The following is an 11,837-nucleotide window of genomic DNA, read 5'->3' on the forward strand; positions in this document are numbered from 1 at the left end:
TTGAGACCCTCCATGCCCATCGTGAACCGCGTCGCCGACCTTCAACCCGATATTCAGGCCTGGCGCCGGGACATCCACGAGCATCCCGAACTGCTGTACGACGTTCATCGCACTGCAGCATTCGTGGCGGACCGCCTGCGCGAGTTCGGCTGCGACGAGGTCGTGACCGGGCTCGGACAGACCGGGGTGGTCGGCGTGATCAAGGGCAGCAAGCCGGCCGGCGAAGGGCTCAAGTCCATCGGACTGCGCGCGGACATGGATGCGCTGCCCGTCGACGAGCAGACCAACCTGCCTTACGCCTCCAAGACGCCGGGCAAGATGCACGCCTGCGGCCATGACGGCCACACCGCGATGCTGCTCGGTGCCGCCCGCTACCTCGCCGAGACCCGCAACTTCGCCGGCGATGCCGTGGTGATCTTCCAGCCGGCCGAGGAGGGTGGCGCCGGCGGCGCGGCCATGGTCAAGGACGGCCTGATGGAGCGCTTTGGCATCGAGCAGGTCTACGGCATGCACAACGGCCCTGGCATCCCGATCGGCTCGTTCGCGATCCGGCCGGGTCCGATCATGGCGGCGACCGACGAGGTCGACATCATGATCGAGGGTCTCGGCGGCCATGCCGCGCGTCCGCACAAATGCGTGGACTCCGTATTGGTCGGCGCACAGGTGATCACCGCCTTGCAGTCGATCGTCGCGCGCAGCGTCGATCCCCTGGAATCGGCCGTGATCTCGATCTGCGAGTTCCACGCCGGCAATGCCCGCAACGTCATTCCGCAAACCGCGACGCTGAGGGGCACCATCCGCACGTTGTCGCCGGAAGTGCGCAAGCTGATCGAGAAGCGCGTGCATGAGGTGGTCGCGGGCGTGGCGCAGATCACCGGCGCCAAGATCGACCTGCACTACAAGCGCAATTATCCCGTGGTGAACAACCACGCCGCGGAGACCGAGGTGGCGCGCCGCATCGCCAGGCAGGTCGCGGGCGAGGCCAATGTGCACGAGATGCCGCCGCTGATGGGCGGCGAGGATTTCGCCTATATGCTGGAAGCGCGGCCCGGCGCCTTCATCTTCTGCGGCAACGGCGACAGCGCCGGCCTGCATCACCCCGCCTACAATTTCAACGACGAGGCGATCGTGTTCGGCACGTCCTATTGGGTCAAGCTGGTCGAGGAATCGCTCGCGGCATCGTAGGGCTGAGGTCAAATCCCAAAGGAAAAGGGCCCGTGCATCGCACGGGCCCTTTGTCTCTGAGGAGTGCGATCGCTCAGAAGATCTTCGAGAAGATCACGTAGAGCGGGGCCGACAGCGCGATGGCGCAGGGCAGCGTCAGAACCCAGGCCATCAGCAAATTGCGGATGGTCGACCATTGCAGGCCCGAGCCGTTCGCGGCCATGGTGCCGGCGACGCCGGACGACAGCACGTGGGTGGTGGAGACCGGCAGGCCGAACACGTCGGCGGCGCCGATCGTAGCGGCGGCCACGAGCTCGGCCGAGGCGCCCTGCGCATAGGTGAGATGGGTCTTGCCGATCTTCTCACCGACGGTGATGACGATGCGCTTCCAGCCGATCATGGTGCCGAGGCCGAGCGCGATGGCGACCGCGATCTTCACCCAGTTCGGGATGAACTTGGTGGCGGCATCGAGCGAGCCCTTGTAGGCGTTCAGGGTCGCGATCTCCTCCTTGCTGAGATCGTTCTCCTTGTCCTTCATCAGGAAGCGGATCGCCTCCGAGGTCATGTACATGTCGTTGCGGGTGTTGCCCACGGCTTCCGCCGGGACCTTGCTCAGCGAGCCGTATTGGGCGACCTGATTGCCGACGTCCTTCACCAGCACGGCGAGCGAGGGATAGGTGCCCTCGTTGATGTGGCGCAGCGTGATGTACTGCGTCACGGCCGGACGGGGATCGCCGATGATGCTGTGGCCGGCGCCTTTCGCCGAGATCACCTTGGAAGCGGCATCCGACGTCTTCTGGAACTGGACGACCTGGGATTCCGGAAGCGCGCGGTTGAGCGCATAGGCCGTCGGCACGGTGCCGATCAGGATCAGCATGATCAGGCCCATGCCCTTCTGGCCGTCGTTGGAGCCGTGCGCGAAGCTGACGCCGGTGCAGGTTGCGATCAGCAGGCCGCGGATCCAGAGCGGCGGCGCCTTGTTGCCCTCGGGCGCAGCGTAGAGGGCCGGGTTGCGCACGATGAACTTGAGGAGCAGCAACAGCACGGCGGCGCAGATGAAGCCGAACAGCGGCGACAGCAGCAGCGCGTAGCCGATATCGGTTGCCTTGCTCCAATCCACGCCCGAGGTGCCGTCGCGGCCGCGCATGACAGCGTTGGCGACGCCGACGCCGATGATCGAGCCGATCAGCGTGTGCGAGGAGGAGGCGGGCAGGCCGAAGAACCAGGTGCCGAGATTCCACAGGATCGCGGCGATCAGCAGCGCGAACACCATGGCGAAACCAGCGCTGGAGCCGACCTGGAGGATCAGCTCGACCGGCAGCAGCGAGACGATGCCGAAGGCGACCGCGCCGGAGGACAAGAGCACGCCGAGGAAGTTGAAGAAGCCCGACCACATCACCGCCACTTCAGCCGGCAGCGAATGGGTGTAGATCACCGTCGCCACCGCATTGGCGGTGTCGTGGAAGCCGTTGACGAATTCGAAGCCGAGCGCAATCAGGAGCGCGACGAACAGGAGGATGTAGGGCACGAAGGTCGTGATCTTGGTGCCGGTCGCGTTGACGTCGACATAGATGCTGTAGGCGACGAACAGCAGGCCCGCGGCGAGGATGCCGAAGAACAGGATCATCGTCAGCGGATTGAAGCCCTTGTCGAGATTTGGCCGCGAGGCCGGCTGGACGGGCGCGGGATCTGCTACCGCGCGGTCGAATGCAACATCGGTCATGTCTGGACGCCCCTTAACTTTAAAGTAAGGGTATTGTCCGCGATGGATTTGAAGGCCGGATGACAACCGCCGCGTGAAAACCGTTTTCCCGCCAGTATTTAGGCAGCGCGTGCGGACTTCTTCTGTAAGGACGCGGCGATCTTCAAGTCTTCGACAAAGCGCTGATATTCCAGCACCTTGGCCTCCGGATCGGGCAGCCGCAGCAGGTAGGACGGGTGCACCGTCACCAGAGCCTTGCGTCCGTCGGGAAGGTCTATGAGGCGGCCGCGGGTCTTGCCGATTGGGGTAATCTTGCCGAACACGCTTTGCGCCGCGGTGGCACCCATCGCCACGATCAGATCGGGCTGAATTGCCGAAACTTCCCGCTCGTACCATTGCCGGCAGGCCCGGATCTCGGGCGTATTCGGCTTCTGGTGCAGGCGGATTTTTCCGCGCGGCACGAATTTGAAGTGTTTGACCGCGTTGGTGACATAGACCTTCTTGCGGTCGACACCGGCCTCCTCCAGCGCACGATCGAGCATCTGGCCGGCCGGGCCGACGAAGGGATGGCCGGCGAGGTCTTCCTTGTCGCCGGGCTGCTCGCCGACCAGCATGATGTTTGCCGACTTCGGGCCTTCACCGAACACGGTCTGGGTCGCGTCCTTGTAGAGATGGCAGGCGCGGCAATGCGCGGCTTCCTCGCGAAGCGTTTCGAGATCGTCGGCTGCGGTCTTGCGTTTCATCGGAGCCTCCAGCCGCCTCTGAGGCTTGTGCGGATCGGTTGCGGCATTGGCGATCATGGCGCCGGTCATGCGCTCGGCGTCTTCGATCAGAGGCTTAATGATCGAAGCCTCGGGCAGGTTCCTCCAGTATTTCTTCGGCATCTCGGCCTGCATCGCCTTCACCTTGAGCCGGGCCGGATTGAAGATGCTGGCGTAGTAACGCCGCCAGGTTTCCTCGAGCCGGTCTTCGCCCGGCGCTTCGCTCTTGCTGACGCCTGAGGTGAACGAGAGCGCATGGCCGTCCCAATGCGCGCACAAATCAGGCGTCAGGATCGACCAGGGCATGTCGGCAAAGCGCCTGGCGAAGAACGGCGCGGCGAGCTCGACGATGTGATGCTCCGGCTCGAACCAGGCGACGTAATGCGCCTCACGTTCCCGGCCGATCTCGCGGAAGCGCACGAAGGCGTGCATCTTGTGCTCGTCGCGATAGACCGCTTTCGCCATGGCGGTGACCTGCGCGACATCAGGATCGGTCGCGACCTCGATGAGATCGTGATTGTCCTTCAGTCGAAACAGCAGGCGATAGAGGATCGCAAAGCGCTGGCGATCGCGGTGCAGGATTGCGGCCTGGGCGAGTTCGACGAATTTTGCGGATACGCTGAAGGTGCCGTCGTTCACCTCGAGGATCGGAGACGGCGCGGGCGGCGCGAACAACTCGGCTTCGCCGCCCTGCACGGCCCAGATGACATCGGTGGGCTTCACATGATGAAGCACGAGTGTCCGCGCGACTTTGCGCCAGCCGTCGAAATCGGTTTCGGTGTCGAGAGTGATGTACTGCATCAAAAGCCAAACCCCAGTTGCGTTGCCTTCGGCTTGAACCGTTCGACCAGCCGCGCCTCGTCGAGACGATGCGGCGAGGGGCGGTGATCGCTGAGGACGATGAACGGCAGCGCCTTGTGCTTGGGCACGTGCAGCCGCGCGAGATCGGTGAGGCGGATCGTGGTGGTGCGGCGTGTCGCGATGATGCGTTCAACCGTCCTGGTGCCGAAGCCAGGCACGCGCAACAGCTCCTCGCGGCTGGCGCGGTTGACGTCGAGCGGGAAGCGGTCGCGATGGCGCAGCGCCCAGGCGAGCTTTGGATCGATGTCGAGCGGCAGCATCGCGCTGTCGTCGACGATCTCCGCAACGTCGAAGCCGTAGAACCGCATCAGCCAATCGGCCTGGTAGAGCCGGTGCTCGCGCAGCAAGGGCGGTGCGCGCAGAGGCAGCGCGCGGCTCGCATCAGGGATCGGGCTGAAGGCGGAATAGTAGACGCGCCGGAGCCTGTAGGCGCCGTAGAGATTGGCGCTGGTGTGGAGAATGGTGTGGTCGGAGGCTGTGTCGGCGCCGACGATCATCTGCGTGCTTTGCCCGGCGGGCGCGAAGCGTTGCGGCTTTGCTTTCGTCTTCGCGCTGCGACCTTCCTCGGCTTCGTCGAGCTTCAGCCGCAACCGGCCCATGGTGCGGCGGATCGCGCGCACGTCCTTTTCCGGCGCGAATTGCTGCAGGCTCGTTTCCTCCGGCATCTCGATGTTGATGGAGAGACGGTCGGCATATTTGCCGGCTTCCGCAATCAGCGCGTCGTCGGCTTCGGGAATGGTCTTCAGATGAATGTAGCCGCGGAAGTGATGCTCCTCGCGCAGCTTTCGCGCGACGCTGACCACCTGCTCCATGGTGTAGTCGGGGCTGCGGATGATGCCGGAGGAGAGGAACAGCCCTTCGATGTAATTGCGCCGGTAGAAGTCGAGCGTCAGCTTGACCAGTTCGTCGATGGTGAAGCGGGCGCGCGGCACGTTCGAGGAGGCGCGGTTGACGCAATAGAGGCAGTCGTAATTGCAGGCGTTGGTCAGCAGCACCTTGAGCAGGGAGATGCAGCGTCCGTCCGGCGCGTAGGAATGGCAGATGCCCATGCCGGGCGCGGTCGAGCCCATGCCCTTGCCGTCGCTGGAATCCCGCTTTTCGGTGCCGCTGGAGGCACAGGACGCGTCGTACTTGGCGGCGTCAGCCAGAATCTCCAGCTTGCGTTGTACGTCCATGTTTGAATCCCTTTGATTCAGCTCATGAATCCTGGAGGGCGCCAATTCGATTGACTCTTCTGACGCCGTTAGCTTTATATTAGAACATATCATGAACAAATGAGCCAGCCGCTGGTTCTCTTTTTGAAAGCCACCGGCAATCACCTCTGAAGGAGCGGCGAGCATGAGCGGCGCACGTAGCAGCGCGCTTGCGACCTTGCGCGGCCAGATCGAGCGCATCGAGACGGCGGAGGTCGTACATCAGTATGATCGCGTCGCACTCGGCCACAGCGAGGTCGATACCGCGCTGAAGGGCGGGCTCGCGCGCGCGGCGATCCACGAGGTGTTTTGCGAGGGGCGGCAGGGGACGGCCGCAACGGGGTTTGTCATGGGCCTCGCAGGGCGCGTGTCGGCCCGCAAGCCGCTGCTGTGGGTGCGGCAGGATTTTTCGGACATCGAAACAGGCGCGCTGTCGATGAGCGGGCTCGCCGAGATCGGCCTCGACCCGCGCCGCGTCGTGATGGTGCGCGCGGCCGACGTGGAGAGCGCGCTGCGCACCTCGGCCGATGCGCTCGCCTGCGATGCTCTGGGTGCCGTCGTGCTCGAGCTCTGGGGAGAGACCAGACAGTTCGATCTCGTGGCGAGCCGCAAGCTGACGCTGGCTGCGCAAGGCTCCGGCGTCACCGGCCTGATGCTGCGCATGGCCGCGCAGCCTTTGCCGTCGACCGCGGAGACGCGATGGATGCTGCGCGCGGCGCATTCGCCGCCGAGCCCGGGGTGGAGCATCTGGGGCGCGCCGCGCTTCGATGCCGAGCTGTTGCGCAATCGTCATGGCCCGTGCGGTCGGTGGATCATGGAATGGAAATGTGATGAGTGCCAGTTCAGTGAGCCGTCGACGTATTCTCAGCCTGTGGCTGCCGCGCCTGCCTATCGACCGGATCCAGCGGTTCCTTGGCAGCGCCGGGCTGGGTAACCCCACTCATCCGAGCATCGTCGTCATCAAGGACAACAATGCGCTGGTGATCCATGCGCTGGACGAGGCCGCTGAACGCCTCGGCCTGTACATCGGCCAGCCCCTGGCCAATGCGCGGGCGATGTGTCCGGATCTAAAAGTGTTCGACGCCGATGTCGTGGCCGATGCGAAGACGCTCAGCGATATCGCCGATTGGTGCGACCGCTTCACGCCGCTGGTGGCGCTCGATCCGCCGCACGGGTTATTCCTCGATATCACCGGCTGCGCACATCTGTTCGGCGGCGAGGCTGCGCTGCTAACGATGCTGGTTCGTGCGCTTGCCCGCCAGGGCTTTGCCGTTGGTGCGGCGATCGCCGGCACGTCGGTCTGTGCGCGTACGCTGACGCGGCAGGCCTCGGGCAGCATCGTTCCCGATGGCGGAGAGGCGGCGGCGATCGAGCGATTTCCGGTGTTCGCGCTCGGTGCGGGCGAGGCCATCACCACCGGCCTGCGCCGCGCCGGCCTGAAGACCATCGGCGACGTCGCCGCGCGCTCGCCGGGCGAAATCACGGCGCGGTTCGGCGCGCGGTTCTCCACGCTGCTCGCGCATGCGCTGGGGCAGGGCGATGCGCCGATCAGCCCGCGCAAACCGCTGCCCGATTACATCGTCGAGAAGCGCTTTGCCGAGCCGATCGCAACCGACACCATGATTGCGATGACTCTGTCGCGGCTCGCCGACACGTTGATCGCATCCATGGAGAAACAGGGCAAAGGCGCGCGCCGGCTCGAGGCGGCGTTCTTCCGTACCGACGGCGTGGTACGCGCGATCATGGTCGAGACCGGACGTCCGGTGACGCGAAGCGCGGTGATCGACCGGCTGTTCCGCGAGCGGCTCGATGCGCTCGCCGATCCGCTCGATCCCGGCTTCGGTTTCGACATGGTGCGGCTGTCGGCGAGCCGCACCGAGATCGTGGTGCAGGAGCAGCGCGATCTCGACGCCCATGTCCACGACAATGACGAGCTTGCCGCGTTGATCGATCGCATCGCCGCCCGCATCGGGGGAAAGCGCGTCGTCGTGCACCTGCCGCAGGATACGCATATCCCCGAATGTGCGGCGATGGCCGCGCCGGCGCAGCATCATCTTGCTGCCGCCGTGCAGGCCGAATGGCCCGCACGTGTCGAGAGCGAGCCGCCGCTGCGCCCCATGCGGCTGTTCGACAAGCCGGAGCTGGTCACGGTACCGTTCGCAACCGTGCCGGACGGTCCGCCGCATCAATTCACCTGGCGCCGCGCGTTGCATGCGGTGGTGCGGGTGGAAGGGCCCGAGCGCATCGCGATGGAATGGTGGCGGCAGGACGGCAGGCAATTGACGCGGGACTATTTTCGTATCGAGGACGCCGAAGGCCTGCGCTTCTGGATTTTTCGCGACGGTCTCTACGACGAGCTGATTGACAAGGAGGGCAAATCCATTCCCGCGAAATGGTATGTGCACGGTCTCTTCGCATGAATACCCCCGCTTATGCCGAGATCGGCATCACCACCAATTTCTCCTTCCTGCGCGGCGGCTCGGATCCGCGCGCCTATGTGCATCAGGCGAGCAAGCTCGGCCTTCCCGCGATCGGCATCGCCGATCACAACACGCTGGCCGGCGTGGTGCGCGCCTACAAGGAGCTCGACAACGACGAGGTGCCGCACAAGCCGAAGCTCCTGATCGGCGCGCGCATCGTCTTCGTCGACGGCACTCCCGACATTCTGGTCTATCCGCGCGACCGTGCGGCCTATGGCCGGCTCTGTCAGCTTCTCACCAGGGGCAAGCGCGGCGACGACATCACGCGCATCGAGAAGGGTGAGTGCCGTCTCACCTTCGCTGATCTCCTGGAGTTTTCCGCAGGCCAGCTCCTGGTCCTGACGCTGCCGCATCGCTTCGAGCCGGCGCAGGCGCTGGATGTTCTTGCCAAGCTCAGGGCAAGCAGTGCCGAGGGCGTATGGCTGGCGGCGAGCCTGATCTATCGCGGTGATGACCGGCGCCGCCTCGCGCGGCTCGATGATCTCGCGGCAAAGGCAAAAGTGCCGCTGCTCGCGACCAACGAGGTGCTCTATCACGATGCCGGCCGCCGGCCGCTTCAGGACGTGCTGACCTGTATCCGGGAAAAGACCACGATCGAGGCGGTCGGGCGGAAGCTGGAAGCCAATGCCGAACGCTTCTTGAAGACGCCGCGGGAGATGGCCCGGCTGTTCCGCGATTTTCCTGAAGCGATCGCGGAGACCATGCGCTTTGCGGACAAGATCGAATTCTCGCTCGACCAGCTCAAATACCAATATCCGGACGAGCCGGTGCCGCCGGGAAAGACCGCGCAGGGGCATCTGGAGGATTTGACCTGGGCGGGTGTCGACAAATATTTCGGCGGCAAGATCGATGACAAGTTGCGCGCGACGCTCAAGAAAGAGCTCGCGCTGATCGCCGAGCTGAAATACGCGCATTACTTCCTCACCGTGCACGACATCGTGCACTACGCGCGCAGCCAGAACATTTTGTGTCAGGGCCGCGGCTCGGCGGCGAATTCGGCCGTGTGCTACATGCTCGGTATCACCTCGGTCGATCCGACCAAGGTCGATCTGTTGTTCGAGCGCTTCATCTCCAAGGAGCGGCTGGAGCCGCCCGATATCGACGTCGATTTCGAGCATTCGCGGCGCGAGGAGGTGATGCAATATGTCTATCGCCGCTACGGCCGTCACCGCGCCGCGATCATCGCCACCGTCATCCATTATCGCCCGCGCAGCGCCATCCGCGACGTCGGCAAGGCCCTGGGCCTGACCGAGGACGTCACCGCCGCGCTCGCCGACACCGTCTGGGGAAGCTGGGGCAAGGGCCTCAACGACATGCAGGTCAGGCAGGCCGGCCTCGATCCCAACAATCCCATGATCAACCTCGCGGTCGAGCTTGCGACCGAGCTGATCGAATTCCCCCGCCATCTCTCCCAGCATGTCGGCGGCTATGTGCTGACACAGGACAGGCTCGACACCTATGTTCCGATCGGCAATGCCGCGATGGACGACCGCACCTTCATCGAATGGGACAAGGACGACGTCGACGCGCTCAGCATGATGAAGGTCGACGTGCTGGCACTGGGCATGCTGACCTGCATCCGCAAGTGTTTTGATCTGATCGACGAGCACAAGGGCGAACGCTGGGTTCTGGCGAGCGTTCCGCAGGACGATCCCAAGGTCTATGACATGCTGTGTGATGGAGAGTCGCTCGGCGTGTTCCAGGTCGAGAGCCGCGCGCAGATGAACATGCTGCCGCGCCTGAAGCCGAGAACGTTCTACGATCTCGTCATCGAGGTCGCGATCGTGCGGCCCGGGCCGATCCAGGGCGATATGGTGCATCCTTACTTGCGGCGGCGGAACGGTGAGGAGAAGGAAAATTATCCGGCTCCGTCGCCTGAGTATGGAGAGCCGGACGAACTCTACAAAGTATTGCACAAGACGTTGGGAGTGCCCCTGTTCCAGGAGCAGGCGATGCGGATTGCGATCGTGGCCGCCGGCTTTACCTCGGAAGAGGCCAATGGATTGCGGCGTGCCATGGCGACGTTCCGCAATGTCGGGACCATCGGCAATTTCGAAGATAAAATGATCGGCAACATGATCCGCCGAGGCTACGATCCCCAGTTCGCCAGAAATTGCTTCGAGCAGATCAAAGGTTTTGGCTCCTATGGTTTTCCCGAGAGCCATGCCGCAAGCTTCGCGCAGCTCGTCTACATCTCGTCGTGGCTGAAATATCATCACCCCGACGCATTCTGCTGCGGGCTCCTTAACTCGCAGCCCATGGGCTTTTACGCGCCGGCGCAGATCGTCGGCGATGCCCGCAAGAACGGCGTCGAGATTCGCGACATCGACGTGTCCTACAGCTTTGCGCAAAACACGTTGGAGAATACTGAAGGCAGATACTGCGCCGTGCGCCTGGGTTTCCGCCAGATCGACGGCTTCCATTGGCTGGATGAAGATGAGGAGCGGCTGAAGAGGGCCAAGGCGCTGCGCAAGCGAAGCGTTGATGAGCATGAGTCAGGGACGCACGAATGGTTGGGCTCTCTCCCCCCTTGCGGGGGAGAGTTGGAGAGAGGGGTAAGCCACGACCAGCGCCCGCGCGGCTCACCCCTCTCCCTAACCCTCCCCCGCAAGGGGGGAGGGAACCTATCCACCTCCCGTGCGGCCTTGAACCAGATGCGCGTTGAAAAAGCTGAACTCGACTGGGCCGACCGCATCGTCGCCGCGCGCAGCCGGCGGCCCTTCACTTCGCTCGAAGACTTTGCTCGCGATACCGGCCTGCCCAAGCGTGCGCTGATCCTGCTGGCGGATGCCGACGCGTTCCGCTCGCTCGGGCTCGACCGCCGCGAAGCGCTGTGGCAGGTGCGGCGGCTGCCCGACGACGTGCCGCTGCCGCTGTTCGAGGCGGCGACCGCCCGCGAGCAGCCGGATGAGCATGCAAAGCCGCTGCCGCTGATGCCGCGCGCCGAGCAGGTGGTCGCGGACTACCAGACCATCCGGCTATCGCTGAAGGGCCATCCGATGGAATTTTTACGCGAGATGTTTTCGCGCGAGCGGGTGGTGGCCTGCAAGGCCATCAGCCATGAGAACGAGCGGCGCCGCGTCCGCTGCGCAGGCGTGGTTCTGGTGCGGCAACGGCCAGGCAGCGCCAGCGGCGTCGTGTTCATGACGCTGGAGGACGAAACCGGCATCGCCAATGTCGTGGTGTGGCCCAAGATCATGGAGCAGTACCGCAAGGAGGTGATGGGCGCGCGCCTCATCCTGGTCGAAGGCTATATCCAGAGCAGCCCCGAGAAGGTGACACATCTCATTGCCCAGCGCATGGTCGATCGCTCACACGATCTGGTCGGCCTCGCCAACGATGCCCTAGGCCGCAAGCATCCGGTGCCGGCAGGCGCCACATTGGTCGAGCCCCTCAACGAAGACCCTCGCGCGCTCGCGGACATGCCAGCGCAAAAAATCCGTCATCCCCGCAACGTCCGCATCCTGCCGCCGTCGCGGGATTTTCATTGAGGCTCTTCGCCTCCATCAAAGCTGCCGTAGGGTGGGCAAAGGCGCGCGAGCGCCGTGCCCACCTTCCCGCGGTTAGTCGCGAAGCGGTGGGCACGCTTCGCTTTGCCCACCCTTGTATTAGGGCGATCGATTATATTGAGCCGTTCCGTGAGGAATGGCCCAGCCCGGGTGGCCGCCCGAGCTGG

General features: G+C 64.2%; 7 protein-coding genes. 4 read left to right on the forward strand and 3 right to left on the reverse strand.

Annotation, left to right across the window (positions count from 1 at the left end):
* Window positions 1-12 precede the first annotated feature (12 nt).
* Window positions 13-1,185 carry a M20 aminoacylase family protein gene (locus IVA81_RS07125; protein ID WP_247314153.1) on the forward strand — a complete coding sequence of 391 codons (1,173 nt, stop codon included), beginning with the start codon at window positions 13-15 and terminating at the stop codon, window positions 1,183-1,185.
* Window positions 1,186-1,258: 73 nt separating this feature from the next.
* Here the strand turns inward: IVA81_RS07125 and IVA81_RS07130 are convergent, their stop codons facing one another.
* From IVA81_RS07130 to IVA81_RS07140, 3 genes are all read right to left on the reverse strand, one after another.
* Window positions 1,259-2,887: an inorganic phosphate transporter gene (locus IVA81_RS07130; RefSeq protein WP_247314155.1), complete on the reverse strand. Its 1,629-nt coding sequence runs from the start codon at window positions 2,885-2,887 to the stop codon at window positions 1,259-1,261.
* A 98-nt stretch (window positions 2,888-2,985) separates the two neighbouring features.
* On the reverse strand, window positions 2,986-4,428 hold the full coding sequence (locus IVA81_RS07135) for a UdgX family uracil-DNA binding protein (RefSeq protein WP_247314157.1): 1,443 nt from the start codon (window positions 4,426-4,428) through the stop codon (window positions 2,986-2,988).
* A complete protein-coding gene (locus tag IVA81_RS07140; protein WP_247314160.1) occupies window positions 4,428-5,663 on the reverse strand; it encodes a putative DNA modification/repair radical SAM protein in 1,236 nt (411 codons plus the stop codon). The genes IVA81_RS07135 and IVA81_RS07140 overlap by 1 nt, the downstream gene beginning before the upstream one ends.
* Before the next feature lie 163 nt (window positions 5,664-5,826).
* On the opposite strand from IVA81_RS07140, the gene IVA81_RS07145 reads away from it, so the two are divergent.
* Genes IVA81_RS07145 through IVA81_RS07155 form a run of 3 tightly spaced genes read left to right on the forward strand, consistent with a single transcriptional unit; the run spans window position 5,827 to window position 11,652 of the window.
* A complete protein-coding gene (locus IVA81_RS07145) occupies window positions 5,827-6,615 on the forward strand; it encodes a DNA repair protein (RefSeq protein ID WP_247314161.1) in 789 nt (262 codons plus the stop codon).
* A complete protein-coding gene (locus tag IVA81_RS07150; RefSeq protein ID WP_247314163.1) occupies window positions 6,512-8,101 on the forward strand; it encodes a DNA polymerase Y family protein in 1,590 nt (529 codons plus the stop codon). The genes IVA81_RS07145 and IVA81_RS07150 overlap by 104 nt, the downstream gene beginning before the upstream one ends.
* On the forward strand, window positions 8,098-11,652 hold the full coding sequence (locus IVA81_RS07155; protein ID WP_247314165.1) for an error-prone DNA polymerase: 3,555 nt from the start codon (window positions 8,098-8,100) through the stop codon (window positions 11,650-11,652). Before IVA81_RS07150 ends, IVA81_RS07155 begins: the two co-directional genes overlap by 4 nt.
* Window positions 11,653-11,837 lie beyond the last annotated feature (185 nt).

Origin of the sequence: Bradyrhizobium sp. 141 (assembly GCF_023074055.1) — a bacterium.
Taxonomy (GTDB): Bacteria; Pseudomonadota; Alphaproteobacteria; order Rhizobiales; family Xanthobacteraceae; genus Bradyrhizobium.